This is a genomic window from Shinella sp. S4-D37 (genome assembly GCF_040812195.1).
GTDB lineage: Bacteria > Pseudomonadota > Alphaproteobacteria > Rhizobiales > Rhizobiaceae > Shinella.
Genome location: NZ_JBFNXL010000002.1, coordinates 92432 through 118729 on the forward strand (window position 1 = coordinate 92432; position 26298 = coordinate 118729).

A 26298-nucleotide genomic window follows, 5' to 3' on the forward strand; every position below is an offset into this window, starting at 1 on the left:
CGCGCGCGATTTCACCTATGTTGACCAAGTGGTAAAAAAAGACGCTTTTCAATGAATTGCGCGATAAGCAGAGGGGAATCGAATGCAACGCAATCCGTTCAATTTCGGCATTTCCAGACGAACCCTGATCAAGGCCGCCGGCGGCTCCGCCGCGCTCGCCGCCGTGGGCCTGCCCGGCCGCCTCATCGCCGCCGATCCGCTCAAGGTCGCGGCCATCTATACCGTCCCTGTCGAGCAGCAATGGGTCAGCCGCATCCACAAGGCGGCCAATGCTGCCAAGGAGCGCGGGGACATCGAATATGTCTATTCGGAAAACACCGCCAACAACGATTATGAGCGCGTCATGCGCGAATATTGCGAGGCCGGCCACAAGCTGATCCTCGGCGAGGTCTTCGGCGTGGAGGACGCCGCCCGCGCCGTCGCCCGGGATTATCCGGACGTCGCCTTCCTGATGGGCTCGAGCTTCAAGCCCGACGCCGCCGTGCCGAACTTCTCGGTCTTCGACAACTATATCCAGGACGCCTCCTACCTTTCCGGCCTCGTCGCCGGCGCCATGACCAAGTCGAAGAACATCGGCATGGTCGGTGGCTATCCGATCCCGGAAGTCAACCGCCTGATGAACGCCTTCATGGCGGGCGTGAAGGAAACGGCCCCGGACGCCAGATTCCAGGTCGCCTTCATCGGCTCGTGGTTCGATCCGCCCAAGGCCAAGGAAACCGCCTTCGCCCAGATCGACGGCGGCGCGGACCTGCTCTATGCCGAGCGTTTCGGCGTGTCCGACGCGGCCAAGGAGAAGAACGTCCTCGCCATCGGCAATGTCATCGATACCCAGGCGGACTACCCGGAGACCGTGGTCGCCTCCGCGCTGTGGCATTTCGAGCCGACGCTGGACAAGGCGATCGCGGAGGTGAAGGCCGGTTCCTTCAAGGCGGACGACTACGGCGTCTATTCCTTCATGAAGAACGGCGGCTGTTCACTCGCCCCGCTCGGCACCTTTGACGCCAAGGTTCCCGACGACGTGAAGGCCAGGGTCGCCGAGAAGGAAAAGTCGATCAAGGACGGGTCCTTCACCGTCGAGATCAACGACGCCGAGCCGAAATCGAGCTAGCATTCCGCTCTTCCATTCGCGGGGAGGGACGGCGGCGGCGCGGATGAACGCGCCGCCGCCGTCCCTCCCCGCGAAAGCCCTGTCCTCGAAATCCCGTTCCGGTCGTCCGCGTGTCCGATACTCCCGTCCTCCGTCTTTCCGGCATCAGCAAGCGTTTCGGTCCGCTCAAGGCCAATGACGCCATCTCCTTCGACCTGAAGCGCGGCGAGGTCGTCGCGCTGCTCGGGGAGAACGGCGCCGGCAAGACGACGCTGATGAACATCCTCTTCGGCCACTATGTCGCCGATGCGGGCACCGTGGAGGCCTTCGGCGAGCGGCTGCCGCCGGGCGATCCGCGTGCGGCGCTCGATGCCGGCATAGGCATGGTGCACCAGCATTTCACCCTCGCCGACAACATGACGGTGCAGGAGAACATCGCGCTCGGCACGCAAAGCCTCTGGCGCGCCCGGCTCGACCGGGCGGCGGCGCGGCGGCGCATCGCGCAACTCTCCGCCGATTTCGGCCTTGCCGTCGATCCGGCGGCCACCGTCTCCACGCTCTCGGTCGGCGAGCGCCAGCGTGTCGAGATCCTCAAGGCGCTCTATCGCGACGCCCGCGTCCTGATCCTCGACGAGCCGACCGCCGTTCTGACCCCGGCCGAGACCGACGCGCTGTTTCGCACGTTGAAGCTGCTCGTCGCCAGGGGCCTGTCGATCATCTTCATCTCCCACAAGCTGCACGAGGTGATGGCCGTCAGCGATCGCGTGCTGGTGCTGCGCGGGGGGCGGCTCGCCGGCGAGCGCGCGACGGCCTCGACCGACCGCAAGGAACTGGCGGCCCTGATGGTCGGCCAGGAGGTGAAGCCCGCGGAGGTCAGCCCGGCCAAGATCGGGGTGCCGCTCCTGGTGCTCGACCGTGTCTCGACCGCGCCTTATAACGGCGCCGGGCTCGACGGCATATCGCTCGCCCTCAGCGCCGGCGAGATCACCGGCCTGGCGGGTGTTTCCGGCAACGGCCAGGCGGCTCTTGCCGCGCTCATCGCCGGCACCCGGCGCGCGACCGGCGGCAGCATTTCGGTCGCCGGGCAGACGGTTGCCGGCTGGTCGCCGCGCGTCGCGCTCGACCATGGCGTGGCGCGCATTCCGGAAGACCGCCATGCCGTCGGCACCATCGGCGACATGAGCGTCACCGAGAACGTCATCGCCGAGCGCTACGGCAGTCCGCGCTTCAGCCGCATGGGGTTTCTCGACTGGAAGGCCGCGCGGCGCTTCGCCGAGAAGATCATCGCCGACTACGACGTGAAATGTCCCTCGCCCGAGGCACGCATCCGCCTCTTGTCGGGCGGCAACATGCAGAAGCTCATCCTGGGGCGCGCGCTCGATCCGGAACCGGCGGTGATCCTTGCCAGCCAGCCGACGCGCGGCCTCGATGTCGGCGCCGTCGCCTATGTCCACCGCATGCTGCTTGCCGCGCGGGAACGCGGCGCGGCCGTCCTGCTGATCTCGGAAGATCTTGAGGAAATCCTGGCCTTGTCCGACCGCATCATCGTCATGTCAAAGGGACGCCTGTCGACGCCGTCGGCGCGCGGCGAACGCAGCATCCGCGAACTGGGGGAACTGATGGCCGGCCACGGCGGGGAGCGCGACGATGCGGCTTGAGCCCAAACCCGCGCCGACGCTCGCGGTCACCCTCCTGTTTCCTCTGGCGGCCGTCGCCGCCACGCTGCTTCTGGTCTCGCTTCTCGTTCTGGCGGCCGGGGCGTCGCCGCTCTCGGTCTTCTATCTCGTCGCCCGGGGTGCGGCCAGCTCGCAATTCGCGCTGCTCGAAACCCTGACCCGCGCGACACCGCTGATCTTCACGGGCCTTGCCGTCGCCGTCGCCTTCCGCGCCAAGCTCTGGAACATCGGTGCCGAGGCGCAGCTCTATATCGGCGGCGTGCTCACCGTGGTGCTCGGGACCGGCGCCCTGCCTCTGCCCCCGGCGCTGCTGGTCCCGGTGCTGATGGCTGCGGCGATGGCGGCCGGCGCGCTGCTCCTGCTCGGCCCCGCCGTCCTGAAGACGCGCTTCGGCGTCGACGAGGTGGTCACCACGCTGCTTTTGAATTTCATCGTCCTGCTCTTCGTGTCCATGCTGCTCGAAGGCGTGCTGAAGGACCCGATGGGGCTGGGCTGGCCGCAATCCCAGAAGGTCGTCGCGGAGGCGCAACTGCCGCGCCTCGTCCAGGGCAAGCGCCTGCATCTCGGCTTCGTCATCGCGATCGTTGCGGCCGTCGTGGTATGGGTCGTCACGAAGAAGACGAAACTCGGCTACGAGATGCGCGCGGTCGGCCACAATCCGGAAGGCGCGCGCTTCGTCGGCATTCCGGTCAACCGCGTGCTGATGAAGACGGCGCTGCTCTCCGGCGGGCTGGCGGCGCTTGCCGGCTTTTCCGAAGTCTCCGGGCTCAAGGGCAACCTGACGCTCGACCTGTCGGCCGGCTACGGCTACACCGGCATCGTCGTCGCCATGCTGGCGATGCTCAATCCGCTCGGCGTCGTCGCCTCGGCGATCTTCGTCGCCGGCATCTTCGTCGGCGCCGATGCGATGAGCCGCGCCGCCAAGGTGCCGAGCTATATCGCCGATGTCATGGTGGCCACCTCGCTGTTGACCATGGTGGTGGCGATCCTTCTGACGCGCTACAGGATCAGGTGGAGGTGACGATGGACGCGCTCGAAATCCTCTTCACCGCCTCCTTCTGGGTCGCCGTCATCCGCATTGCGTCGCCGCTGATCTTCGCGACCATGGGCGAACTGATCTGCGAGCGGGCCGGCGTGCTCAATCTCGGCATCGAGGGCATCATGACCGTCGGTGCCTTCGCCGGCTGGTTCACCGTCTATGGCGGCGGGGACCTTTGGGCCGGCGTGCTGGTGGCCGCGCTCGCGGGCGCCCTGTTCGGCCTGCTGCATGCCACGCTCACCGTGCCGCTCGGCCTGTCGCAGCATGTCGTCGGCATCGGCGTCACGCTGCTGGCGACGAGCCTCACCTATTTCACCTACCGCCTCCTATTGCCGGAAGTGACGTCGCCGCCGAAGATCGAGCCGTTCCAGCCGCTGGCAATCCCCGGCCTGTCGAGCATTCCCGTGCTCGGCGAGGCGCTGTTCACGCAGACGCCGCTGACCTATCTCGCCTTCCTCGCCGTCGTGCTCGTCACCTGGGTGCTCTATCGCACGCCCGTCGGCCTTGCCGTGCGCGCGGCCGGCGAGAACCCGTCCGCGGTGGAAGCGCAGGGCATCTCGGTCACCGGCATCCGCATGGGCGCGGTCGTCGCCGGCAGCGCGCTGATGGCGGTCGGCGGCGCCTTCCTCACCATGTCGGCGTTCAACTCGTTCTTCTTCGAGATGATCAACGGCCGCGGCTGGATCTGCATCGCGCTCGTCGTCTTCGGCTCCTGGCGGCCGGGCAAGGCGCTGGTCGGCGCCATCCTGTTCGCCGCCTTCGACGCTTACCAGATCCGCCTGCAGCAGATATCGGGCGGCATCGTGCCCTACCAGGTCTTCCTGATGATGCCCTATGCGCTGTCGATCCTGGCGCTGATTCTGGTGGCGCGCCGCGCTACCTATCCCAAGGCTTTGATGATATCCTACCAGAAAGGCGAAAGATGAGCTTCGACCTGATCGTCAAGGGCGGCACGCTGCCCGATGGAACCGTCGCCGACATCGGCATCGAGGGCGAGACGATCGCCGCGATCGAGCCGCGCCTCGACGCGGCCGCCGGCCGTATCGTCGATGCGACGGGCAACCTCGTCAGCCAGCCCTTCGTCGATCCGCATTTCCACATGGATGCGACGCTTTCCTACGGCCTGCCGCGCATCAACGCCTCGGGCACGCTGCTCGAAGGCATTTCGCTCTGGGGCGAGCTCAAGCCGCTGCTCACGCACGAGGCCGTCAAGGAGCGGGCGCTCGCCTATTGCGACTGGGCGGTCTCGATGGGCCTGCTTGCCATCCGCACCCATGTCGATACCTGCGACGATCGCCTGCTGGCGGTGGAAGCCCTCATCGAGGTGAAGAAGGAGATCGCCCCCTATATCGACCTCCAGCTCGTCGCCTTCCCGCAGGACGGCCTCTACCGTTCGCCCAAGGCCCGCGAGAACACCATCCGCGCCCTCGACATGGGCGTCGACGTCGTTGGCGGCATCCCGCATTTCGAGCGCACCATGGCGGACGGCACGCGCTCCGTCACCGAGCTTTGCGAGATCGCGGCGAAGCGCGGCCTGATGGTCGACCTGCATTGCGACGAGACGGACGACCCGCACTCCCGCCATATCGAGCAACTGGCCTACGAGACCCAGCGGCTCGGGCTGCAGGGCCGGGTGGCCGGCTCGCACCTCACCTCGATGCATTCGATGGACAATTACTACGTCTCCAAGCTGCTGCCGCTGATCGCCGAGGCGGGCGTGTCGGCCATCCCCAACCCGCTCATCAACATCATGCTGCAGGGCCGCCACGACACCTATCCCAAGCGCCGCGGCATGACGCGCGTGCCGGAGATGCTGAAGGCCGGCATCCGGGTGGGCTGGGGCCAGGATTGCGTGCTCGACCCCTGGTATTCGCTGGGCACGGCCGACATGCTCGACGTCGCCTTCATGGGCCTGCACGTCGCCCAGATGTCCTCGCCCGCGGACATGCGCGCCTGCTTCGACATGGTCACCCGGGTCAATGCCGAGATCATGGGCCTCGACCGCCTCGGCCTTGCCGTCGGCAAGTCGGCAAGCCTCGTCGTGCTGGATGCGGGCAATCCCATCGAGGCGGTGCGGCTGCGCGCTGAGCGGCTCTGCGTCGTGGCCAAGGGCAAGGTCGTGGCGGAGCGCGAGAAGCGCGATACCGCCCTGTCGATCGAGGGGCGGCCAGCAAGCATCAACCGCCGCCACACCGTTCCGCCGCAAGAACGGTAGACCGGGCCGCGCCGCCTCACAGGAACGGCCGGAGTGCCATCTCGCAGCCGAGCAGCAGCAGGCAGGCGAGAAAGCAGCGGCGGAAGGTCGCCGGGTGGATGTGCCGCCGGATCGCCTGTCCCGTCCCCATGCCTGCCAGGGCCGGCGCGACGGCGAGGAGCGACGGCAGCAGGCTCTCCGCCGGCAGCGCGCCGTGCAGGCCGAGCGCAAGGCCAAGGGCTATCGTCGAGACGGTGAAGGAAAGGCCCAGCGCCTGGACCAGCGCGTCTTTGCCGAGGCCGAGGGACTGGAGATAGGGCACGGCCGGAATGACGAACACGCCGGTCGCGCCCGTGACGATGCCGCTCGCAAGACCGACGAGCGGCGAGGCGACGGGCTGCCAGGACGGCGGTACGTGCCTTGCCCCCGCGCACAGGGAATAGACGGCATAGGCCGCAAGCGTGAGGCCGAGCACCATGGTCGACCGGGCGGTATCGCCCCCGGCAAGCAGGCCCGCCCCCAGGACCGTGCCGATGACAAGCATCGCCATCATCGGCCAGAACCGGCGCAGGACCGCCCTGAAATCCGGACCGGCAAGCAGTTGCCAGAGATTGGTGACGAAGGAGGGCACGAGCAGCAGGGCCGCAGCGCTCAAGGGCGAGATCAGCGCCCCCAGCACCCCCATGGCGACGGTCGGCAGGCCCATGCCGGTGACGCCCTTGACGATGCCGGCAAGGAAGAAGGTCGCGGTGACGATGACGATTTCGGTCGTGTCCATGCGGGGAGATAACGGCGGACATGCCGCGGGCACAAGCCGGAAGGTCCAGCACCAGCCTCCGGTTTTTCCGAAGGCACAATCCGTGCTACGCTCGAAAAATGCGCTTTGACCTTGCCGATCTCCGTCTCTTCCTGGCCATCGTCGACGCCGGCAGCATCACGCATGGCGCCCTTGCCGCCAACCTCTCGGTCGCGGCGGCGAGCGAGCGGCTGCGCGACATGGAGGCCTCGGGCGGCGTGCGGCTTCTCGAGCGCGGCCGCCGCGGCGTGACGCCGACCCGCGCCGGGGAGACGCTGGCCCACCATGCCCGCCTCGTGCTGCACCAGGTCGGCACCATGCATGCGGACATGTCCGAGCATGCGCGCGGGCTGCGGCCGACGATCCGGGTCCTCGCCAACACGGCGGCGATCACCGAATTCCTGCCCGAACGCCTCGCCCCGTGGCCTGCGGCCCATCCCCGGGTGGATATCGACCTCTCCGAACGGCCGAGCCGCGACACCGTGGTTGCGGTGGCGCGCGGGCTGGCCGAGATCGGCATCGTCTCCGACGCCGTCGATGCCGGCGCGCTTGCAACCTTCCCTTTTGCGGTGGACCGCCTCGTCGCGGTGCTGCCGCAGGACCATCCGCTGGCGAAGCACAGGCAGATCGCCTTCCCGGACCTGTTCGGCGAAGATCACATCGGCTTTGCCGGTGCGCTGCAGGACCATATCGACCAGCAAGCCCTGCGGATCGGGCAGAAGCTTCGCGCGCGCATCCGCCTGCGGACCTTCGGGGGGATCTGCCGTCTCGTGGCCGCGGGGGCCGGCGTCGGCATCCTTCCGGAGGTTGCGGCCCGGCGCTGCCGGCGCAGCCTGCCCATCCGCTGCGTGCCGCTGAGCGCGCCCTGGGCGACGCGCCGCCTGCTGCTGTGCGTTCATCAATCCCGGCCGCTCGATCCCGTCGTTCGCCACCTTCTGGAGCATCTGGCGGCCGTGTAGCGGCCGGCGCCACAAACGCTGGACAAGCAAGATGTAACGCTATAACAAAACTACGTTACGTTATTACATTAATAGGAGACATCATGCCCCGCTCCGGCTCCGGCGCCCTTCTCGCCACCACCATCCTTGCGACCCTCGCCCTCCCAATCGCCGTCCATGCGGACGAGGCACAGCACGAGACCTGGCGGCTGTTCGTCGCCGATCACACGCAGCCCGTGGTCCGCGCCATCGATCTCGGCACGGGCAGGGAAATCGGCCGCTTCGACCTGAAGGGCTATGCGGCCCTTTCCCTCAGCGAGACGGGCCGCACCGTCTTCGCCGTCCAGGGCGACCAGAACCTGATCCATGCGATCGACACCGGCATTGCGCTTTCGGACCACGGCGAACATCGCGATATCGAGGTCAGCGAGCCGAGGCTCCTTCCCACGACGATCAGCGGCGAAAAACCCGGCCATGTGGTGGCCCACGGCGATGAGATCGCGATCTTCCACGACCGCGGCGGCAGGTTCGATCTCGTTGCGGAAAGCGCGCTGCTGGAGGGCAAGGCGGAGTTGAACTCCTATGACACGACAGCCGCGCATCACGGCGTCGCCGTCCCGATGGGCAATCATCTGCTCGTCTCCGTGCCGGACATGGAAGCGGCGGTGAAGGAGGGCGAACTGCCGCCGCGCCTCGGCCTGCGCGTGCTGGACAGGAACGGCAAGCAGGTGGGCGACGTCGCCACCTGCACGGGGCTGCACGGCGAGGCGACCTCGGCGCGCCTGGTGGCGTTCGGCTGCGCGGAGGGCGTGCTCGTCGCCCGGCCGGGCGGCATGGACGGCCCGACGCTCGACATGCTCGCCTATGGCGACGGGCTGCCGGAGGGCAAGGTCTCCACCCTGCTCGGCGGCACGTCCATGCAGTTCTTCCTGGGGAACTACGGCGAGGACAAGGTCGTGCTCATCGAGCCCGACGCCGAGGAGCCCTACCGCCTTGTCGAGCTGCCGCTGCGGCGCGTCGATTTCGTCCTCGATCCCGCCCGGCCGCGCAACGGCTACATCCTGACGGAAGACGGCAGGCTCCATCTCCTGGACGTCGTGGACGGTGCGATCACCAGATCCGGGACCGTCACCGAACCCTACAGCAAGGACGGGCACTGGCGCGACCCGCGTCCGCGCCTGGCGGTTGCCGGCGATCACATCGCCGTCACCGACCCGCGCAAGGGCCTCGTGCGTCTCGTCGACCCGCAGACGCTGAAGGAGAGCCGCACCATCGCCATCGAGGGCCAGCCCTTCGCGATCGTCGCTGCCGGCGGATCGGGCGCCAGCCACTGAAATCCTTTCATCGTGGAATGCCGGCTTGCCGCCGGCATTCCACATCGATGAACGACTACGCATGTTGATGCCCCTCCTGGTGAGGCTGACTGACTCTCAGATCGAGGTGGCCAATGGCGTGGTTACGTAGGTCGCGAACCGCGTTGGTAACACTCGGAGAATTCTGGAACAAATACGCTCCGGTGGACTGCTGGTCGATGAGCAGGCGCTTTCGCCTGATCTGGACGTAAATCCAATTGACGGGGATATCGAGTCTGGCGGCCAGTTGTACGGCGCTGAGCAAATTAGATCCGTGCGTCCATCTGTTGCGCTGCGCCTTCACCTTGATGCCCGCTGCAAGGCGCAGGCGTTGCACTGTGATCGGCAAAACCTCGTCCTCGCAGTTGGGCGAATGGTGCCCTTCGCGCATGAGAACTTCAGCGATTTCATCGTCAGGCATGCCCGTCCGAGCGAGCTCCAGAAGGCGCGCGCGTAGTTCTTCACCGCGCGTGAGCTTGGCGATGGAATTGACTTTCATTTTGACGTGAAGGTCAGTCACGGCGCCGCCGCGCCACACGATCCTCGCCAAAGCAATGTCACGTTCACCGCGGTCAAGGACGACTTTTTCGATAAGGCATCGTAACAGTGCCTTGCGATGAGCGTCCGTCGTCGCAACGTCGGCCCAGATTTGGGGAAGGCGATCGAATAGCGCGACAACCTTGTTATTGAGGTCTCTGCTAAATCCCGTTCGACTGGAGGGTTCAGTGGATGCTCGCCGCGTAAAGGCATCTTCGGCAGCGCGAAGTTCGCTCAATGCTGCTTCCCATCGACGCTCCAGTTCGGCGGCGACCAGGCGGTTATCAGGATCAACACGATTGAACTGGCGTTCTGCCAGCGCCGCAGCGTAGCGCTTGCGCTCAAGCTCCCGTTCAGCGCCAGCGCGCAGGGCCTTACCTGCACGGGCTCGACCCGCGCATCCACATGCCGCGCAAGACCGTGCCCTCGCTCCACATGGCGCGCGGCTGCGTGACGATCGGCGGCATGCAGCCCGGCGTTGCCGTGCTGACCGGGCCGAACGGCTGGAACTCCATCGGCTTTGCCGAATTGCGGATGTTCGATCCCATGGCCGCGGCCCCAGCGGTCATGGCGCCCGGTGATACCGTGCGTTTCCGTCCCGAAAGGATCGAGTTGTGATCGAGATCGTCGCAACGGGGCCGCTGAATACGGTCCAGGACCTCGGCCGGCCCGGCTACCGCAATATCGGCGTCACGGCCTGTGGCGCGATGGATCCGCTGGCGCTTCGGATCGGCAATGTTCTTCTCGGTAATGCGCCGGACGCCGCTGGTATCGAGGTGCAGACGTTTCCCTTCCGCGCGCGTTTTTCCGAACGCGGCGCTTTTGCCCTCACCGGGGCGGATTGCCGGGCGACACTTGACGGTGTGCCGTTGCAGCCCTGGTGGACGGCCGAGGCGAATGCCGGCCAGGTGCTGGAACTTGCGCCGCCGCTGAAGGATGCACGGGCCTATCTCTGCCTTGCGGGCGGGGTGGAGGTTGCTCCGGTCATGGGCTCGCCAGCACGTCGCTACGCGGCGGCTTCGGCGGCTTCGGCGATATGGGCGGGCGCGTGCTCGCTGCGGGCATCTTTCTCTCCTCCGATGCCTCCCCTCCTTCGTCAACGGACATGTGCTCTATGTCGACGGTGGCATCACGGCTTCGCTCTGAGATGGTCGATCTTTCCAACCTAAGGCGCATCGTCCTGATGGGCGTCGCCGGCTGCGGCAAGTCCGCCGTCGGCGCGGCGCTCGCCGCCCGGATCGGCGCGACCTATCTCGACGGCGACGACCTGCACCCGCCGGCAAACATCGCCAGGATGAGCCGCGGCGAGCCGCTCACCGACGACGATCGCTGGCCCTGGCTCACCCTCGTCGGGCAGAAGCTCGTTGATCCGCACGGCATCCACATCATCGGCTGCTCCGCGCTGAAGCGGCGGTATCGCGACCGCATCCGCGACCATGCAAAGGGACCGGTCACTTTCATCCACCTTGCCGGCACACGCGACCTGATCGCCACCCGAATGGCCGCCCGCTCCGGCCATTTCATGCCCATCAGCCTCATCGACAGCCAGTTCGCAGCGCTCGAACCATCGGCCGAAGACGAAGCCGCAATCACAGTCGATATCGACAAAATGCTGCGGGCGATTGTTGACACGATCGCTATGCAGCTTGGCGAACTATAGCGCAACCTTGGTTCAAATCCCTTCAAGAGCGCCAGCCGGAACGCATGGCCTACTATTCCGTTCTGATGAAGCGCTCACGCGGTGGCGATGACTGAAGCTCTATCTCCACGATTTGGCGTTCCTTTGGCAACGTACTCCATTGCGCGCTATCCCATCCTCACTCCAATTTCTATCGACCTCCGGTCTTGGGGCGGTATACTCACCTGCCGCATCCTCTGACAGGAGGCTTCATGCCATCCGAACCCCGTTCGCCCCGCCTTGCCGTTCTCATCGATGCTGACAATGCCTCTGCGAAGATCGCGGATGGCCTGTTCGAGGAGATTGCCAAGATCGGCGAGGCCAGCGTCCGCCGCATCTACGGTGATTTCTCCAGCGCGCGCTCGAAGACCTGGGCCGAGATATTGGCCAAGCATGCGATCATCCCACAGCAGCAGTTCGCCTATACGACGGGCAAGAACGCCTCCGACATCACCCTGGTGATCGACGCCATGGACCTCCTCCATAGCGGTCGTTTCGACGGGTTCTGCCTGGTTTCCTCCGACAGCGATTTCACGCGGCTTGCCGCGCGCATCCGCGAGCAGGGTGTCGATGTGTTCGGTTTCGGAGAACAGAAGACGCCGGAGAGCTTCCGTCAGGCCTGCCGGCGGTTTGTCTATACCGAGAACCTTCTGCCTTCCGCGCCCGCGAATGAAGTGGAATCCACCACCGCCGCGAAACCCCTGCAGCAGCCATCGGCCGCAGTGCCGATTATCCGCAAGGTTATCGCGCAGATGGAGAGCGAGGACGGCTGGGTCCCCCTTGGCGCGGTCGGGACGCAGCTTGCAAATCTCGCGTCCGATTTCGATCCGCGCACCTACGGCTTCCGGAAACTCAGCGACCTCGTACGTAAGACGAACGCCTTCGAGATCGACCATCCGCAGGGGGGAGTGGTGCGTATCCGGATCAAGCCACAGGCCAAGTCAAAACCAAAAGCAAATCCGTCGTAGAGCTGCCGGTGGCCCCACCCGGTGGAGGTGATTGGTGCAGAGAATTGCGGACGTGGTCGCGGAACTGACGAGGGCAGCGGACGAGGTGCAAACGCTCTCCGAAGGCGAAAAGCTTCGACTGCTCGGACGCGCCTATGTCACGATCAAGGAGGGCTGGGATTTGCTCGGGGAGCCCGGGCGGCTTCAGGAATCCGCCGAGGCCATGGATCTCATTCAGGCGGGAGGGATGCCGGTGCATCTCTACGACGACGAGATGAAGGCAATCTTGCTCGAGGCGGCAAAGGCGATCAGGCAGATTGAAGCCGCGCTGAAAGCGAAGAAAGCCGAGGGACGGCGCGCGATCCCGGCGACGGATTCCTGATAACGCATGTTGGCGTTCCCAGCGAGTTTGGGCCCCTACTGTACGTCGTCTGCCTTCGCTTCGCTCGCTTGAGCGACGTGCAGATCCTCTTCCGTAATATGAAGCAGATTGGTGCCGGTCGCGTCTCCTCGGTCGAATTTCTCGCTCGCGATGCTTTCGAGCAAAGCCCTATGTCGTTTGAGCAACCCGACCGGGCCAACCGATTCCGGATCAAGTCGCTGCAGTGCGCTGGCATAGATGAAGACGTCGACGGTCATTCCGTCGGACGTCTGCATTGGCCAGAACAGTCCGAGTTCCTTCGGCGCCGATGCGCCCTGCTTTCTGATAAGCGGCATTTCGTGTCCTGCATGCACTCATGTTGATGGGGAGATCCGATGCAGCGGGGCTGCGAGACCTCCCCAGTTCCTCCGCTTGAGTCGGACGAACGGTGCTCATCTGGTGCGGTATGACAGGAAGTCAAACGACCATCGCAATCATGGTCGGCGTCCTGCCGAAATGACGAAGGGCGCTCGACCCTTTCGGGGAGCGCCCTTCGGACCCGGACGACTACGAACGCGCGACTGAGTTCAATCGCTGCAGGCAGTCATCGATGACGGGCAGTGAGCGATAGATGGGGGGAGGGTGTCGGAGTTTCAAGGCCGTCGGAAGCATCTGTCGCTCGAATGGGTAAACCGAGGCACGCATCGCAAATGCCGCAGCCATCGTCGTCCATCGGCTGGTCCGCCCGCTCGCAACAGAGACAGATGACAGAGCATCGGAGCCGGCCCTTGTTTCCGCTCGGCACCAAGATTTCGACCGCATCAATCGATACGATATTTATGACGGATTCCTGCATCGCAGCTACTCCAATGACCTCCGTAGCAAGAAATAAGAGCGGTGCGGCGCTTTGCAATAGCGCGCGCTCGCGGGATTACGCGCGAGCGCGCAAGAGGATGGACGGCATCGTAAACTTAACGGCAAAGGAGCCACAGACCATGACGCCGGCTTATTTTGTCGGTCATGCCTGAGCGATTTTCGTCCACAGGTCCATCGCTGCTGCACGCAGTTCGCGATGATGGTTGGAGGTGATGTCGTGGCGAGGGATGTGGAACAGGTTGGCAATCGGAGCATGGATCGAGACAAAGCGTTGTAGATGTCGCTGTGACTTGAACCGCTTCATGATGCGCTCTCGCCGCCGCACTGGCTGGTGGGAATTCTCCGCCCGATTGTTCAGGCCTTTGTGGGAGCGATGCTCGACACCGGGCATAACCTCACGTTTTGCAGCATCGTAGGACCGAAGCTTGTCGGTGATCATCACCCTGGGCACCCGGCCCTGACGCTTCAAAAGCTTGCGCATGAGGCGCTTGGCCGCCTTAGCATTGCGGCGGCTTTGCACGAGAACGTCCAGAACAAACCCGTCCTGGTCGACGGCACGCCAGAGCCAATGCTTCTTGCCACGGATCGAAATGACTACCTCGTCGAGATACCATTTGTCGCCGAGTTGACTGGATGAGCGACGACGGATGTCGCTGGCGAAGGTTCGCCCGAATTTCTCCGCCCACAGCCGGACTGTCTGATGCGAGACAATGATCCCACGCGAAGCCAGCATGTCCCCAACCATCCGCAGGCTGAGAGGGAAGCGGAAATAAAGCCAAACGGCGTGGGAAATGACTTCAGCGGGAAAGCGATGGCGGCGATAAAGTGGATCACGGTTCGTCATGGCCCGTCATCGCACATCGAATTCCACGTTTCGTTAAGTTGACGATTCCGTCTCACGGTCTGACGAGACACTATGCCGCGTTCGGCCAACAGATCTTCGACCATACGCAGGCTCAACGGAAACCGGAAATAGAGCCATACCGCATGGGCGATGGCGTCAGCTGGAAATCGGTGACGACGATAAAGAGGATCACGAGCAAATCTGGTTATGCCGCCAGATCTCACATTTTAATCGATTCCCGGTTAAGGTTACGATGCCTCCACAACATCTGGAGCGGAAATTTCTCTTCCGACGGTCATGCCGTTAAGCGCAGAAATTTGCGACAGGCCCCGCTGAAATCTCGGCCTGTCTCAATCCGCGCGTTCATTGGGAATCGAATTTTCGAGTCTCAGTGCGACTGCCGCGAGTGCATCGCGAAGAATCTTTGCGCCACCGTCGGCCCTGAACTGCTGCCAGGCCTGGGCGTTCAGGCCGTTGGGTGTGGAATGGGCTTCGATCAGGTCGGAGAAGCTGCGTTCATCGGCGGCCGTGGTTTGGGCAAGTCCGTGGAACAGCGAGCCGAGATAGGCGCGCGCACGCTGGTTATCTGCGCCCCGTTCCACCATCCATCCTGCGGCGGTCGCAAGCAAACCGAAATAGGTGCCCATCAGGGCGCTGGCGGCGGCATAGCCGTCGAATTCACCCAGAGAGGCCGCCGCAACGACCTGGCCGAGCTGGCCGAAAAGTTCCTCGACCACCTGGTCTTGCGGATAGATGGCGGTGACGCCGGAAAGCTCGGCGACAGAAGGAAGCGGGATCGCACGGGTGATGCTCCCTGCGCGTCCGATCCACTCGGCCAGCGTCTCCGACCGGATAGTCGCGATCAGGCTGACGATTTTGCAGCTCGGCGGAAAGGAAAGGGCGCCGATAATGGCGCGCGCCACCTGCGGACGGACCGCAAGGAAGAGAAGTTCGGGCTTCGTTGACGATCTGCTGGTTGTCCTGCCGCACCTGAACTTTCGGGCTCAGCGATGCAAGGCGCGTGGAAATCTCCGCATTCCGCGCAGAGATGAGAATCCTGCTCGCCGGATAATCTGTCCGCAGCAGCCCATCGACGATTGCAGCAGTGATCGCGCCAGTACCGATAAACCCCAAGATCATGACAGATTCCTTCTCGCGAGAGCCGAGCGCTTTGTATTCTGATGGCATCAGAACGACGCTCTAATTCTTTGTTTTGCCGCATTTTGTCGGACGCCAAACGAAGACGTTTGGCATGCAAAATGCTCTGGCGCCATATACTTGGTGCCATAGTCGGTACACCCCGGGCACCGAAGGCACCGGGGTGTTGGTGTGGCGTAAAAACAATCTTCAAACTCGATCCGTTATGCGTCGGTATCGCAGCCCGATTCGAACTTTGCAAGCAACCGCTTGACTTCGGCGCGCAACGGTTCGCGCAGTGACTGCGCCGGCGGGACGAGCGGAGCGAGCAGTTCCGGCGAATCCACGCCGATAAGATCCATGACAGCCTTGATCGGTCCGGGATTGGTCTCGGCGAAGGCCATCTTGATCAGCGGAATGAACTCACGGTGCCGAGCCAGAGCCTCGGTCGTCTTGCCTGTGGAAGCGAGGTCGAAGATCTGGCGCCAAGCCTTTGGAAGCAATGTCGGCAGAACGATCATGCCTCCCGGCGCGCCGGCTGCGATATGCAGCGGGAAAAGGGTATCTTCGCCGCTCAACACCGCGAAGCTTGCATCCACGCCCGCGAGAATCTGCAGGAAGTGAAACATGTCCGTATTGCAGACTTTCATCCCGATGATTCGTTCGTGACGGGAAAGCTCGTGAATGATTTCCGGCTGCATGGAGAAGCGTGTGCGGTATGGAATTTCGTACAGCAGGATCGGGGGCATCGTCAACTTAACGAAGAGTGGAGTTCAATGTGGGATGCTCGGCCATGACTGACCGAGACCCTCTTTACCGCCGCCATCGTTTTCCCGCCGAAATCATTGCCCATGCTGTTTGGCAGTATTTCCGTTTTCCGCTCAGCCTGCGGATGGTTGAAGACATGCTGGCGGCGCGAGGGATCATCGTTTCGCATCAAACGATCCGATTGTGGGCAGAGAAATTCGGTCGCAACTTTGCCAACAAGATCCGTCGACGTTCTTTCGGTCGGCTCGGCGACAAGTGGCATCTTGATGAGGCCGTCATTTCGATCCGAGGCGAGAGGCATTGGCTGTGGCGGGCTGTTGATCAGGACGGATTTGTCCTGGAGGTTTTGGTTCAAAGCCGCCGCGATGCCAAGGCAGCCAAACGCCGGATGCGCAAGCTGCTGAAAGGTCAAGGTCGGGCTCCACGCGTTATAGTCACCGATAAGCTCCGATCCTATGACGCTGCGAAACGAGAGATCATGCCCGGCGTCGAGCATCGATCCCACAAAGGCCTCAACAACCGGGCAGAGAACTCCCATCAGCCCGTCCGACGACGAGAGCGGATCATGAAGCGCTTCAAGTCACGGCGACAGTTGCAGCGCTTCGCCTCCATTCACGACCCGATTGCCAACCTGTTCAACATTTCACGCCACGACATTTCCGCCAGCCACCACCGCGAACTGCGCGCCGCCGCCATGAGCGTATGGGCGGAAATCGCTCGGATATAGTCGGAAAGCCGAGCAGGAGCCCGCGCTGTCGCCTGACGAGCGTTAAGTTTACGGTGCCTGCCGATGAACTCGGCGACGGCGGGGTCGATCACCTCGTCGGTGAAATCGATCACCACCCAAGGTTTCGGCGTCTTTTCAATTGCGATCTGGAGTTGGGCCCGCAGCCGCGCCGCGAAGCGGAACGCCACGTCGCCCGGCGTCGCCCCCTGGTGGATCGGCACATCCAGCGTGGCGAGGCGATAAGCGGCTTTCAGATGCTCGTAAAGATGGCCGAGGGTCCGCGCCTCGGTCTCTATATGGAAATCGACGATATAGTATCGGATGTTGTGCCGGGCCGCGACGTGGCGGATCAGGTGCTTGCTGTGCGTGCGCCCCGACGCGGTGGCGCCGGCGACGTAGATGAGGCCGTAGTCGAAGCCGTGGTCGCAGATGTCGCGCAGGAGATTGCGCAGGCCGGTGCGGTTGCCCCGATCCACAGCTCGTCCACCGGGTTGTCCGCCCGCAGCGCCGCCTGCTTGCGCAGGCGGTCCGCGATGCGCGCGATGTCGTCGTTTTCGGGCGCGCCGGGGAAATTCGCGGCCAGCCAGTCGCAGGTAGCCAGGACGTCCGTGGCGCTGAACCCGATCCTGCCCGCGAGTTGCACAACCGTCGTCAGAGGCGGCTGCGTCAATGTATGGGATGCGTCTTCCCCGAGCACGTCGAGATAGAGAAGGGCGAGATTCTGGGCGCCGAGACGTCTCAGGCGCCCGGTAAACGTGGTCATTTCCGCTGTTGTCATGACGAACATGCCGGCCTCGCACAATCTCAGGACAGGCCCGTCGAGCCAAGGACGAGGCTGCCCGGTCCGTTCACCACCCGCGCCACCGCCGCGAAGCTGGCCTCGGTCGGCGTATCGGCGCCGAGCGGATCGAACGGGGTAAGCGCCGAGAAGTCGAGCCCCGTTTCGGCCGCGATCAGCGCGATGCGCACCTGATAGGTCTTGTACCGGCCGTAGACGAAGGGGCTTTCGATCAGATTCCGGATCATGCGGCCCTGCGACAACACGTACCCCGTGGCCGAAAGCTGTCCCGTCGCGTCGTTCACCATGACGGCGACTTTCCAGAACTCTTCAGGAATCGGGACGTCTTCGGCGCCGGGCTGCACCTTCAGCTTGCGGTCGGCCGCATCGAACACCGGACCGGTCAGGACCGAGACACGGAAGCCGCGCGTCTCGGCGGCTTCGAGCACATAGTCCTCCAGCCCGACCCAGTCCCTCTGGTTCAGGTCTTCGTGCTGGGGCGCGCTATTCGTGTAGTGGAAGGTGTCGATCTCCGCCTCTTGCGCGTGCGGCCCCCAGCCCGGGTCGCGCCGGCGGACCATGTGGCCGCGGTCGAGCGCGTTTTCGACGTAAAGCGCGTTGCCGATCTGGTGCTTCGCCTCGATCCGCCCATCCAGCCGCCACTCGCCCTTGCGCTTCAGCACCACCGACTGCGTGCCGTCGATATTCACCGCCGTCACCAGCGGCAGCCGGCGCGAGGCCGACTGGATCACCGAGAAGTTGCGGTAGCGCAGGACACCGTCGGCAGCGTCGGAAACCGGGGCCACATCAGCCTCCCAGGAACCGAGCCCGGGCAGCGGAACGGAGAGCGTGCCGGTTCCCAGGAAGTGAGGGTCGTAACCGTTGCGGGCGGCGAACGCATCGGGTTTCGAAATGTGTTGCGGCGCGGGGATCGCCGTGCCGGGAAGGCTGCGGATCACCTGGGCGCGCGCCGATTCGACGACATCGGCGGCGACGGCATAGTTGTTCTCCATGAAGCGTCCGGCAAAATGCAGGCCCAGCACCTTGCCGCTGCTCAACTCGATGACCGGGGAGCCGGAATTGCCCCCGAGCGAGGAGTAGTCGGCCAGGAGCACGATGTCGTTGTCCGACCGCGCGGTGACGAAGCCGGGGGCCAGCCGTTTCACTTCGTACTGGCCGCGAAACACCTCGTCCATCAGGGGCGTGTCGTTCCGGTCGCCATCCTCGGCCGGATAGCCGACCACGGCGACCGGCGTTTGCGGTTCCGTCCGGTGCGTTCCGCCGAGGAGGGCCAGCTTCGGGGCGTCGTCCAGCCGGGCAACCCGAAGCAGCGCGAAGTCGGGTTCGTGATCGGCAGCGATGTACAGCACGTCGCTGACTTCGGCGCGCAGCTTCGAGGCCGATCCGAGGAAGCCGTGATAATTAAGCCGCGCCTCCATCTCGGCGCCGAAACGGCCGCGGCGGAAGCGATAGCCCATGCGCAAACGCTCGGCGAAGATCAGGGCGACGTGGCGGTTGGTCACCACCAGCGTGTCGTCGATCAGAAAGCCGGTCCCACCGTAAGGCAAGCTGAAGTGATTGGTGAGATCGACACGTCCGACGCCCTTGCAGCGCGACAGCAGCGTCGCCTGGTTTTCGGCCACCAGCCGCAGCAGCTGCGGGTCGGCCTCGACTGCGTCGGTGACGTCGATGGCGCTTTCGAACACGAAAAAGGCCGGGCGCAATTGCGCGAGCACGATCGCCTCGGCCCAGCCGTATTGGCCAAGCGCTTCAGGCACGAGTTCCAGCAGCGCCGTATCGGCCGCGCCTGAGGGTGCGGTGCCGGCCCGGCCCTCGGCCGCCAGTTCCAGCGCGGACGGCGGCGGCGGCGGCGCGGCGGCGGGGATCAGCGCGGCCCGGCGCGCCGCCAGGATACGTGCGGCCCGGTCGCGAAAATCGTCGGTCCGGCTACGGACCTGATCCAACTGGCTGCGGAACATCGGCACCTCCCCCTAGACGATCGCCAAAGTCACATTTTCCGGGTAATCGCGAAGACGCGGCGCTCCGTCTGCTGGCGATCGCCGTCGAAGCGCAGTTCGTAAAGGCCGGGGGCGAGCGCCACGTCCATCGTCATGGCCAGCGCATAGACGCCGGGGCCGGAATAGGCGATCGGGATCGCGGCAGCGTCCGACACCGCCTCGTCCTCCTGCGTGCGCGATTCAAAGACCAGACGCCCCTCCAGCGTCGAGAAGGGCAACTCGCTGGACAGGACGACCTCGATCGGCTCGCCTTCCACGAAGACGGGTTTCTGCAGCGAGACGGCCAGCTGGAACGCGGCTTCCGCGGGGGCCTCCGTCGGGACACCGGCATCGCCGCCCAGCAGCCGGAAGAACACCCGCTTGAACGGGTCGCCGCGAAAGACGTTGGCGTGTTCGTTGATGACGGTCTGCTTCTGTCCCAGGCGGGGGAATGCGCTCCACATCGGGACGGTGCCATCGCCTGCGTCGGGGGCTTCCACCTTCTGCGCGCCCGCGGCGCCGACGTTTACCCGCGTCACGGTCTTGTGGCCTGCGCCGCTGAAGTAGAAGTAGCGCACATGCGAAGGCGGGGATCCGGCGCGCAACGCATCGTGGAGCGCCTTGGCACGGGCAACGAGGGCGGGCTTCAGGCCCAGCTGCGCGGCCACCGGGGGCTGGTAGAAATCGAGCGGTGCAAGCGCCGCATTCTTGCGCGTGTCCCAGCAGGCATCCTCCCCCGGCGCGGGCAGCAACTGGTAGCCGGAAGGATAGGCCGGGTTCGACGACAGGGTGACGAAGTCCTGCGCGCTGATCCCCAGCGCCGAATCGAGGCCCATGACGCGCGCCAGGGCCAACGGTGCGCCGTTGTGCGGCGTGGCCAGTGCTATAAAGCGGCTGATCCTGCCGAACCAGGGCCGGTCGCGCCAGGAGGGCGTTTCCAGCATCAGCCGCGCAATCAACCCGCCCATGGAATGCGCGACGAGGACGATCTCGTCCGCGGCGACGTGGTCCAGACGTTGCGCCAGACCCTCGGCCAGGTCGAAGAGGTCGCGGCGCCAGTCATAGGGATGCTCGACCAGCCTCCTGGTCCCCGAGGCGCCGAAGCCGAGCTGGGCGAACAGCGATTGGATCGGGGCGTAGAAGTCCACGCAGCTGACATTTGCGATGATCCGGGTCGCTCGGGCCGCCGGATCCTGCAAGGCGGCAATGCGCTTGTAGCCGAGAACGGTCTCGCTGACTTTCGGCGGCCAGACGACTTCGCCTCCCGGCCGGACAAGTTCGCTTCCCATAATGCCTGGAACGAAAACGGCTGCGATTGTCATGGCTTAACACTCGAGAAATTTTCTACCGAGGGATGTTATCAAAGTCGAAATTACATTTAAAGTTTTTTGTTCCGTCGCTAAACTATTTGGCCCCAGGGGGCATGGTGCGGGCTTTTCCAGCGCATGGAACGAGGGACCATGCCCACATGACGGCGAGCGGAGCGAAGGCGCGCCCGCAATCATGACAGCGATCGCGCGTGCGTCAGATGCTGACCCAGATTTCCAGCTGTCCTGGCACGACGAGGCTCTCCGGCCTGGCGGCGACATCTGCCTGCCCGGCCGCAACGAGGTCGGCGGCGAGGAGTTCCGCCGCCGCCCTGTCCGCGGCCGAGCCGGGATTGTAACGCACCTCGTTCAGGTTCGCCGCCGCACGCGTCCGCTCCTCGCCGGGCACATCCCAGCCAAGCGCCTGCATGGCCTGGCCAAGCGCGACGGCGCTGCCGCGCGTCATGCCGGCGAACTGGAAGTAGACCCTTTGCTTCGGCGGCCCGGCGAGCCCGATCCGTCGCTTGAGCGCGTCGAGGGGCGCGCGCGTCTGCGGGCCGATGGTTGTCTCGTTGCGGGCGGCGCGGCCTTCGAGGTCGGCCACGGCCCGTCGCGCTGCGGCCTTGAGCGGCAGCCAGCCCTCGGCCTCCCAGCGCGCCTCGGGCACCTGCGCAAGGACGACGAGCAGGTTGAGGCGCCCGGTCGCGCTCAGGGTCCGCATCGAGGCATCCTGCGCCATGTTCACCAGCGCCGTGACCAGGGCCTGCTGTTCGTCCGGCGGCAGATCCTTGTCGCGGATGGCGGTAACAAGCTCCTGCGCGAGACGCATGCGGTCGGCGGCCACCTCGCCGTCAAGCCCCGCGACCCTGGCCGACAGCCGCTCGCCATCCGGGCCGCCGCCGAGTTGGGCGCGGGAATCCCCGGCCTTGATCGCTGCGGCGAAGGAGAGGCCTGTCCGTCGTTCGAGATCGGCAACGCTCACGCGGTAGGCGTCGGGGTCGAACGCCGACTTGCCGTAACCCCCGCCGGGCTCATTGGGGACGAGGAAAGCATCGACGAGGAGACCGTCGCCCGGACCTATGGAGGGCATAGCCTTCTGTGGCAGGAGAATCTGCTGGCTTGCCATCTGCCTCTGCGAGATCGGCGCCGCCGACACCGCGAGCTTCCAGAAATATCGCGGTATCGTACCGCCCGGCTCCGCGAAGACCGGGCCGCTGAAGATCGTTATTCGGTTTGCCGCCGGGTTGTGCTGCGTGCGCACCCATTCTTCCAGCGCTGCCCAGGTCATGCCCGTCGTGCCGGCATATTGCGGCACGGCGTTGGTGTAGACGTCGGTCAGCTCGGCGAGCCAGGAGGGGGTGATCTCCTCCTCGCCCCACGAGACGTCGTTCCGCCCGGCAAGGCGTGCCGGCACGATGCCGGTCGCGGCGAACCAGCCGGGATCGGCCTGCACCCCGCGCAGCCGCGGGCGCGGATCGGGGCTGAACTGATCCGGCATCTGCGAGACCACCTTGCGAAGCGCCAGATCGTAGTTGACCGCGCTGAACAGCGCCAGGCGCCGCCCGGCATCGAGGACAAGGCTGTAGTTGACATAGTGGACAGGCTGGCCGCCGTCGAAAGCGCCTGCCCGCTGTTCTGCCGACAGCGACGGCAGCGCGATATCGACCCCCAGGAACGACGGATCGTAGCCGGACAGCACACCGTTGAACGGACTGGGCGGGGCATCGGGCACAAGCGCGCGCACGGCGTCCTGAAGCGCCTGCGGCAGCGCTGCGAGCTGCAGCGTCCCGGCGGTGATCTCACCGGCGAGCCGCCCGATCGCTTCGGTCTGCACGGCTTCCGGCAGATCCTTGAGCGCGAGCGTTCCCTCGCGCAGTCCGGTGGTGACGACGCCGAGCGTCGCATCGAGCGCGGCCTGTCGCGTTTCAAGGTCCTGTACGCGCTGGCTTGCCACCTCGCGGGCGATCTCGGCGGCGTTCTGCGACATCCGCGCGTCGTCGAACGCCGCTTCCGTCCGCAGCGTTTGCTCGCGCAGCGCGTCGCGTTCGGCTTCGGCGTCGGCGAGCGCCTTTTCCGCGTCCGCACGCGCCGCCTGGGCCTCGTTGCTTGCTGTCTCGGCGACAATCCGCTGCCATTCCGCTTCGGCCCGGCGGTCGGACGCATACCAGGCAAGCCCCGCAAGCACGAGGATGACCGTGCTAAGCGCCGCGATGATGTGGTTCTTGAGCCGCTGCTCGCGGCGTTTCTCGACGATTTCCGCCTGCAGGCTGGCATCGAGCAGCGCGGCGATATCGGGGTCCTCGCGGAACTCGCGGGCTTCGTCGAGCGCGTCGCCCGAAAGCAGGTATCCCTGCAACGGGGTCTCGCGCCATTGCCGCGCCTGCGCCGCAATGCGGATGTAGCGGCGCGAACGCACCTGCCGGTCGTGCAGGCGTGCCTCGGCCTTGCTGCCGGATGTGGCATTGCTCTCCGGCCTTTCCTCGCTGGCGGGCGCGATGTCTGTCGCGGCCGCCAGCGGCCCCTCGGCGCCGGCGGTTTCCGGCTGGTCCCGGTAGCGGGCAAGCGCCGCAGGCCCTGATTCGCTCCATTCGCCGTCCGGATCGGCGACGAGTTCGGCCGACCAGTAGTCGAGAATACGCTGCGCCGCCCGGCGGTCCTCGGCATCGGCGATGAGCGTACCCGTCGCCGCCGCCTTCTCGACGAAGGCGCGGATGTCGCCTGCGCCATGTCGCGGGCCGGCCTTCAGGCCCTCCATCATGTCGAGATGGGCAACGCGCAGCGCCGCAAGCGAATCGAAACGGCCGCTATCCGCTGCTTGCGGGAGGGCCACGGGAGAAGAAGGGCCTTCGGTCATCAGTCAATCTCCGCCAGCATGTCGCGCAGCGGCACGCCAATCTTGACGAGTTCGCCGCAGTCGTACTTGAGTTTCGAATCGACGGTGAGGAAACGGTACTGCGCATCGCCACGAAAGTCCGCGAAGGCATCCTCGAACGCCTCGTCGACCGTCTCCTGCGCAAGCCGGTCGCTCACCTCGCCCGCATAGCCGTCGATCCGCTGTGTCCAATCGCTGCCGGGATCGAGCACGGCGAGCGCATGGACGCGCGATTTCACTTCCAGCCAGTCACTGGCGAATTCCTCGACAAGGTCGCGCGGCTGCTGTTCGATCAGCCGGTCAAGATCGGAAATGCGGATGTCCACCGCCTGCCAGCTCCTGTGCTCGTTCACGCGGGCGCGGATCGTCGGGATGATGAGCCGCAGGGCGTGAAGCGCGTTGGCGACCGTGTCGCCGCCACCGGCCTGCGCGATGCTGCCAAGCGCCTTCTCCAGTTCGTCGAGCGGCAGCACCTTGGCGATGGCGGCGATGAGATCGTTGAGCCGCGGCGGGGCGGCGCGCATGACGAAGCGGATATCCTTGAGGGCGGTCTGCGCCGCCCGCGCGTTGCGCGTGGCGATGGCGGCATGGAAACGGTCGCCCGCCTGTTCGAGGTCGTCGATCCACGACATCTCGGTTTGCCGCCGCGGCGGATCGTTCAGCTCCTGCGCGGTGCCGCGGGCGGCAACGCATGCCCCCCGCAACTGGTCCCGGTAATCGCGCAGCACCAGCGCCTGCTCGCGGTTTTCCGGCATCTTCCGCGCCGCGGCGCGCAGCGCCTGGAACTGCTTCACCTGCAATTGATGCAGGCATTCGTGGAGGTTCTTGTAGACCTTGAGGCTGTCGATGGTCCGGACGATCTCCTGAAGCTTGGCCTTCGAGCTGTCGACCGCCTGCCGCACCGCCGGCTCGTTGAGCCGCGCCCGCATGTCGTCGATGCCGGTGATCAGCTGCTGGACGTGCTCGCGGGTGGTCGGAAGCTTCTGCCGCGCGCCGGGGCAAGCCTCGTCGATGAGCGGGATGAGGCCGTTGTCGGGGGGTGTGCGGGCCGCGAACTCGGCGAGAACGATCAGCTCCATGTCGCGTTCGCTGACGACGGCGAGGAGCGCGTGCGCCGTCTCCCGGTCGTTCAACCCGCGCGGCACCCATTGGAAAAGCCCGTCGCCCGTCGTCTTGAGCATGACGAGGTCGAGATCGGCGGGCGGGAAAAGCCGCCCAATGGCGATGCTGAGCGGTTCGATGAGAGGGGCGGGGATCATCGTGTCGCCTCGTCCTCTACGGCCCGAGCAGGGCGGCGTTGCGGCCCGTCCGGATACGGCGGCCGATGAGGTCGATCGGCACGCCCTGGTTGAAGCGGGCCACTTCGCCGTAGTGGTGGAGCGCAACGAGGTCCCACTCCATGCTGAAGCAGGGAGAGCCCGACGACCCCGGCTCGGTGTTGGTGCGGTAGCGCACGCGCGTGCCGTTGGCATTGAGCCCGATCACCGCCTGGGTGTCCATGGCGAGCTTCATCGGCGCGCCGTCGGGGTGCTGGACGATGAGCAGCGGATCGTCCGCCGCAAGCGGGAACGGGGTCGCCGCAAGCGTCAGCCAGCCGCGCCGGCCGCCGTCGACGGGATGTTCGCCGGCGGCGTCGGCGAGCCGCAACAGCGCGTAGTCGAGTTCGTCCTGCGTGGGCGGTGGATCGTCGGGATGGTCCGTCGCCTCGGCCGCGCCATAGGGCGCCCAATCGACGAGGCCGTCGGCGTGGAGCCCGACCTCGACGCCGGGCCTGCGCGTACCGTCCGGGAGCCTCACATAGTCGAAGCGGCACTTCGACGTGCCAAGCGTTCCGGCGGCATGCGCCTTTTCCACCACATGCCAGTTGGTCAGGACCGCCTCCGGCCCGACCAGGAAGCCGGTGCCCGTCGCCCGGCCCGAAATCTCGATCCGGCAGACGCGGTTCTTCACCTGCATCAGCCTTTCCACCCACACCATCAGGTCGAGCTTGGCAAGATGCGGGCGGACATTGCGCTGGAGACCCGGGGCAAACGCATTGCTGAGGTTTGGATCGGGGATCGGCTCGCCGCCATGCTGCGCCGAGAGCGGCATCTCCTCCACCTGCGCCGCCAGTGCCCCGGGTGCGGCTTGCGCCACCAGCGCCCGCAGCGCCGCGTTGCCGGGGCGGCGCGCGAGGATGTCGGCAAGGACGATCGTCTCGAGATCGGCCTCGCTCACGACCTGCACGAGGTCGATCGCCGTCTGCCGGTCGCTCAGACCGCGCGGCACCCATTGAAAAAGCCCGTCACCCGTCGTCCTGAGCATGACGAGGTCGAGTTCCGGCGGCCGGAAAACCCGGCCGATGGCGATGCCGAGGGGTTCGATGAGCCGTGCGGCGATAGCCATGG

At 65.4% G+C, this 26298-nt stretch carries 23 protein-coding genes and 5 pseudogenes; 14 read left to right on the forward strand and 14 right to left on the reverse strand.

The window, feature by feature from the left end; all coding sequences use genetic code 11:
- Positions 1 to 82 precede the first annotated feature (82 nt).
- The 5 genes from AB3G45_RS02360 to AB3G45_RS02380 all read left to right on the forward strand — a co-directional run bounded on the left by AB3G45_RS02360 (position 83) and on the right by AB3G45_RS02380 (position 6017).
- Complete coding sequence (locus AB3G45_RS02360) at positions 83 to 1108, forward strand: BMP family protein (protein ID WP_367829058.1); 1026 nt, start codon at positions 83 to 85, stop codon at positions 1106 to 1108.
- A gap of 110 nt (positions 1109 to 1218) precedes the next feature.
- The gene (locus AB3G45_RS02365; RefSeq protein WP_367829059.1) at positions 1219 to 2745 is read left to right on the forward strand and encodes an ABC transporter ATP-binding protein; all 1527 of its coding nucleotides are present in this window, start codon (positions 1219 to 1221) and stop codon (positions 2743 to 2745) included.
- On the forward strand, positions 2735 to 3784 hold the full coding sequence (locus AB3G45_RS02370; protein ID WP_367829060.1) for an ABC transporter permease: 1050 nt from the start codon (positions 2735 to 2737) through the stop codon (positions 3782 to 3784). The genes AB3G45_RS02365 and AB3G45_RS02370 overlap by 11 nt, the downstream gene beginning before the upstream one ends.
- A gap of 2 nt (positions 3785 to 3786) precedes the next feature.
- Positions 3787 to 4728 carry an ABC transporter permease gene (locus tag AB3G45_RS02375; protein WP_367829061.1) on the forward strand — a complete coding sequence of 314 codons (942 nt, stop codon included), beginning with the start codon at positions 3787 to 3789 and terminating at the stop codon, positions 4726 to 4728.
- Positions 4725 to 6017 (forward strand): amidohydrolase family protein, encoded by a 1293-nt coding sequence (locus AB3G45_RS02380; RefSeq protein WP_367829062.1) that lies wholly within the window; start codon positions 4725 to 4727, stop codon positions 6015 to 6017. The genes AB3G45_RS02375 and AB3G45_RS02380 overlap by 4 nt, the downstream gene beginning before the upstream one ends.
- Before the next feature lie 16 nt (positions 6018 to 6033).
- Here the strand turns inward: AB3G45_RS02380 and AB3G45_RS02385 are convergent, their stop codons facing one another.
- A complete protein-coding gene (locus AB3G45_RS02385) occupies positions 6034 to 6774 on the reverse strand; it encodes a sulfite exporter TauE/SafE family protein (protein WP_367829063.1) in 741 nt (246 codons plus the stop codon).
- Positions 6775 to 6872: 98 nt separating this feature from the next.
- Between AB3G45_RS02385 and AB3G45_RS02390 the strand changes: the two genes are divergently transcribed.
- Positions 6873 to 7751 carry a LysR family transcriptional regulator gene (locus AB3G45_RS02390; protein ID WP_367829064.1) on the forward strand — a complete coding sequence of 293 codons (879 nt, stop codon included), beginning with the start codon at positions 6873 to 6875 and terminating at the stop codon, positions 7749 to 7751.
- Positions 7752 to 7834: 83 nt separating this feature from the next.
- Positions 7835 to 9064: a zinc metallochaperone AztD gene (gene aztD / locus AB3G45_RS02395; RefSeq protein ID WP_367829065.1), complete on the forward strand. Its 1230-nt coding sequence runs from the start codon at positions 7835 to 7837 to the stop codon at positions 9062 to 9064.
- A gap of 55 nt (positions 9065 to 9119) precedes the next feature.
- On the opposite strand, the gene AB3G45_RS02400 is transcribed toward aztD, so the two are convergent.
- Positions 9120 to 9857: a hypothetical protein gene (locus AB3G45_RS02400; protein ID WP_367829066.1), complete on the reverse strand. Its 738-nt coding sequence runs from the start codon at positions 9855 to 9857 to the stop codon at positions 9120 to 9122.
- Positions 9858 to 9994: 137 nt separating this feature from the next.
- On the opposite strand from AB3G45_RS02400, the pseudogene AB3G45_RS02405 reads away from it, so the two are divergent.
- The 6 genes and pseudogenes from AB3G45_RS02405 to AB3G45_RS02430 form a co-directional block, all read left to right on the forward strand.
- A pseudogene (locus AB3G45_RS02405) lies at positions 9995 to 10237 on the forward strand (carboxyltransferase domain-containing protein); the annotation flags it as partial.
- Positions 10234 to 10646 (forward strand): annotated as a pseudogene (locus AB3G45_RS02410) (biotin-dependent carboxyltransferase family protein); the annotation flags it as partial. The pseudogenes AB3G45_RS02405 and AB3G45_RS02410, both read left to right, overlap by 4 nt.
- A gap of 21 nt (positions 10647 to 10667) precedes the next feature.
- Positions 10668 to 10765: pseudogene (locus tag AB3G45_RS02415) on the forward strand (SDR family oxidoreductase); the annotation flags it as partial.
- Between the two features lies 1 nt (position 10766).
- The gene (locus AB3G45_RS02420; protein WP_367829332.1) at positions 10767 to 11279 is read left to right on the forward strand and encodes a gluconokinase; all 513 of its coding nucleotides are present in this window, start codon (positions 10767 to 10769) and stop codon (positions 11277 to 11279) included.
- Between the two features lie 230 nt (positions 11280 to 11509).
- The gene (locus AB3G45_RS02425; protein WP_367829067.1) at positions 11510 to 12265 is read left to right on the forward strand and encodes an NYN domain-containing protein; all 756 of its coding nucleotides are present in this window, start codon (positions 11510 to 11512) and stop codon (positions 12263 to 12265) included.
- Between the two features lie 34 nt (positions 12266 to 12299).
- A complete protein-coding gene (locus AB3G45_RS02430; RefSeq protein WP_367829068.1) occupies positions 12300 to 12626 on the forward strand; it encodes a hypothetical protein in 327 nt (108 codons plus the stop codon).
- Positions 12627 to 12661: 35 nt separating this feature from the next.
- Here the strand turns inward: AB3G45_RS02430 and AB3G45_RS02435 are convergent, their stop codons facing one another.
- The 6 genes and pseudogenes from AB3G45_RS02435 to AB3G45_RS02460 form a co-directional block, all read right to left on the reverse strand.
- Positions 12662 to 12961, reverse strand: coding sequence for a hypothetical protein (locus tag AB3G45_RS02435; RefSeq protein ID WP_367829069.1), 300 nt, complete (start codon positions 12959 to 12961; stop codon positions 12662 to 12664).
- Positions 12962 to 13623: 662 nt separating this feature from the next.
- Positions 13624 to 14325, reverse strand: coding sequence for an IS6 family transposase (locus AB3G45_RS02440; protein ID WP_367829070.1), 702 nt, complete (start codon positions 14323 to 14325; stop codon positions 13624 to 13626).
- A 50-nt stretch (positions 14326 to 14375) separates the two neighbouring features.
- Positions 14376 to 14534 (reverse strand): annotated as a pseudogene (locus AB3G45_RS02445) (IS6 family transposase); the annotation flags it as partial.
- Between the two features lie 141 nt (positions 14535 to 14675).
- Positions 14676 to 15248: a pyrroline-5-carboxylate reductase dimerization domain-containing protein gene (locus AB3G45_RS02450; RefSeq protein ID WP_367829071.1), complete on the reverse strand. Its 573-nt coding sequence runs from the start codon at positions 15246 to 15248 to the stop codon at positions 14676 to 14678.
- Between the two features lie 43 nt (positions 15249 to 15291).
- Positions 15292 to 15513 (reverse strand): annotated as a pseudogene (locus tag AB3G45_RS02455) (NAD(P)-binding domain-containing protein); the annotation flags it as partial.
- 173 nt (positions 15514 to 15686) lie between these two features.
- Positions 15687 to 16211, reverse strand: coding sequence for a dihydrodipicolinate synthase family protein (locus tag AB3G45_RS02460; RefSeq protein ID WP_367829072.1), 525 nt, complete (start codon positions 16209 to 16211; stop codon positions 15687 to 15689).
- Positions 16212 to 16255: 44 nt separating this feature from the next.
- On the opposite strand from AB3G45_RS02460, the gene AB3G45_RS02465 reads away from it, so the two are divergent.
- A complete protein-coding gene (locus AB3G45_RS02465; protein WP_367829073.1) occupies positions 16256 to 16957 on the forward strand; it encodes an IS6 family transposase in 702 nt (233 codons plus the stop codon).
- Here AB3G45_RS02465 and AB3G45_RS02470 read toward each other — a convergent pair.
- The 6 genes from AB3G45_RS02470 to AB3G45_RS02495 form a co-directional block, all read right to left on the reverse strand.
- Complete coding sequence (locus tag AB3G45_RS02470) at positions 16843 to 17433, reverse strand: hypothetical protein (protein WP_367829074.1); 591 nt, start codon at positions 17431 to 17433, stop codon at positions 16843 to 16845. The two genes, AB3G45_RS02465 and AB3G45_RS02470, sit on opposite strands and share 115 nt — an antisense overlap.
- Before the next feature lie 328 nt (positions 17434 to 17761).
- Positions 17762 to 19714, reverse strand: a complete 1953-nt coding sequence (locus tag AB3G45_RS02475; RefSeq protein ID WP_367829075.1) for a DNA/RNA non-specific endonuclease — start codon at positions 19712 to 19714, stop codon at positions 17762 to 17764.
- Positions 19715 to 19743: 29 nt separating this feature from the next.
- On the reverse strand, positions 19744 to 21054 hold the full coding sequence (locus AB3G45_RS02480) for an esterase/lipase family protein (protein ID WP_367829076.1): 1311 nt from the start codon (positions 21052 to 21054) through the stop codon (positions 19744 to 19746).
- A gap of 202 nt (positions 21055 to 21256) precedes the next feature.
- Positions 21257 to 23893: a DNA/RNA non-specific endonuclease gene (locus tag AB3G45_RS02485; RefSeq protein WP_367829077.1), complete on the reverse strand. Its 2637-nt coding sequence runs from the start codon at positions 23891 to 23893 to the stop codon at positions 21257 to 21259.
- A complete protein-coding gene (locus AB3G45_RS02490) occupies positions 23893 to 25170 on the reverse strand; it encodes a hypothetical protein (protein ID WP_367829078.1) in 1278 nt (425 codons plus the stop codon). The genes AB3G45_RS02485 and AB3G45_RS02490 overlap by 1 nt, the downstream gene beginning before the upstream one ends.
- Positions 25171 to 25186: 16 nt before the next feature.
- Positions 25187 to 26296: a serine protease gene (locus tag AB3G45_RS02495; RefSeq protein ID WP_367829079.1), complete on the reverse strand. Its 1110-nt coding sequence runs from the start codon at positions 26294 to 26296 to the stop codon at positions 25187 to 25189.
- Positions 26297 to 26298: the final 2 nt, after the last annotated feature.

What these genes read in the sequence shown, in the direction of transcription:
- AB3G45_RS02475 (WP_367829075.1), bottom strand. Translation starts at nt 19,714, where the DNA reads ATGTTCCGCAGCCAGTTGGATCAGGTCCGTAGCCGGACCGACGATTTT.
- AB3G45_RS02495 (WP_367829079.1), bottom strand. Translation starts at nt 26,296, where the DNA reads ATGGCTATCGCCGCACGGCTCATCGAACCCCTCGGCATCGCCATCGGC.
- AB3G45_RS02380 (WP_367829062.1), top strand. Translation starts at nt 4,725, where the DNA reads ATGAGCTTCGACCTGATCGTCAAGGGCGGCACGCTGCCCGATGGAACC.
- AB3G45_RS02485 (WP_367829077.1), bottom strand. Translation starts at nt 23,893, where the DNA reads ATGACCGAAGGCCCTTCTTCTCCCGTGGCCCTCCCGCAAGCAGCGGAT.
- AB3G45_RS02420 (WP_367829332.1), top strand. Translation starts at nt 10,767, where the DNA reads ATGGTCGATCTTTCCAACCTAAGGCGCATCGTCCTGATGGGCGTCGCC.
- AB3G45_RS02490 (WP_367829078.1), bottom strand. Translation starts at nt 25,170, where the DNA reads ATGATCCCCGCCCCTCTCATCGAACCGCTCAGCATCGCCATTGGGCGG.
- AB3G45_RS02425 (WP_367829067.1), top strand. Translation starts at nt 11,510, where the DNA reads ATGCCATCCGAACCCCGTTCGCCCCGCCTTGCCGTTCTCATCGATGCT.
- AB3G45_RS02360 (WP_367829058.1), top strand. Translation starts at nt 83, where the DNA reads ATGCAACGCAATCCGTTCAATTTCGGCATTTCCAGACGAACCCTGATC.
- AB3G45_RS02465 (WP_367829073.1), top strand. Translation starts at nt 16,256, where the DNA reads ATGACTGACCGAGACCCTCTTTACCGCCGCCATCGTTTTCCCGCCGAA.
- AB3G45_RS02440 (WP_367829070.1), bottom strand. Translation starts at nt 14,325, where the DNA reads ATGACGAACCGTGATCCACTTTATCGCCGCCATCGCTTTCCCGCTGAA.
- AB3G45_RS02390 (WP_367829064.1), top strand. Translation starts at nt 6,873, where the DNA reads ATGCGCTTTGACCTTGCCGATCTCCGTCTCTTCCTGGCCATCGTCGAC.
- AB3G45_RS02480 (WP_367829076.1), bottom strand. Translation starts at nt 21,054, where the DNA reads ATGACAATCGCAGCCGTTTTCGTTCCAGGCATTATGGGAAGCGAACTT.
- AB3G45_RS02375 (WP_367829061.1), top strand. Translation starts at nt 3,787, where the DNA reads ATGGACGCGCTCGAAATCCTCTTCACCGCCTCCTTCTGGGTCGCCGTC.
- AB3G45_RS02460 (WP_367829072.1), bottom strand. Translation starts at nt 16,211, where the DNA reads ATGCCCCCGATCCTGCTGTACGAAATTCCATACCGCACACGCTTCTCC.
- AB3G45_RS02435 (WP_367829069.1), bottom strand. Translation starts at nt 12,961, where the DNA reads ATGCCGCTTATCAGAAAGCAGGGCGCATCGGCGCCGAAGGAACTCGGA.
- AB3G45_RS02385 (WP_367829063.1), bottom strand. Translation starts at nt 6,774, where the DNA reads ATGGACACGACCGAAATCGTCATCGTCACCGCGACCTTCTTCCTTGCC.
- aztD (WP_367829065.1), top strand. Translation starts at nt 7,835, where the DNA reads ATGCCCCGCTCCGGCTCCGGCGCCCTTCTCGCCACCACCATCCTTGCG.
- AB3G45_RS02370 (WP_367829060.1), top strand. Translation starts at nt 2,735, where the DNA reads ATGCGGCTTGAGCCCAAACCCGCGCCGACGCTCGCGGTCACCCTCCTG.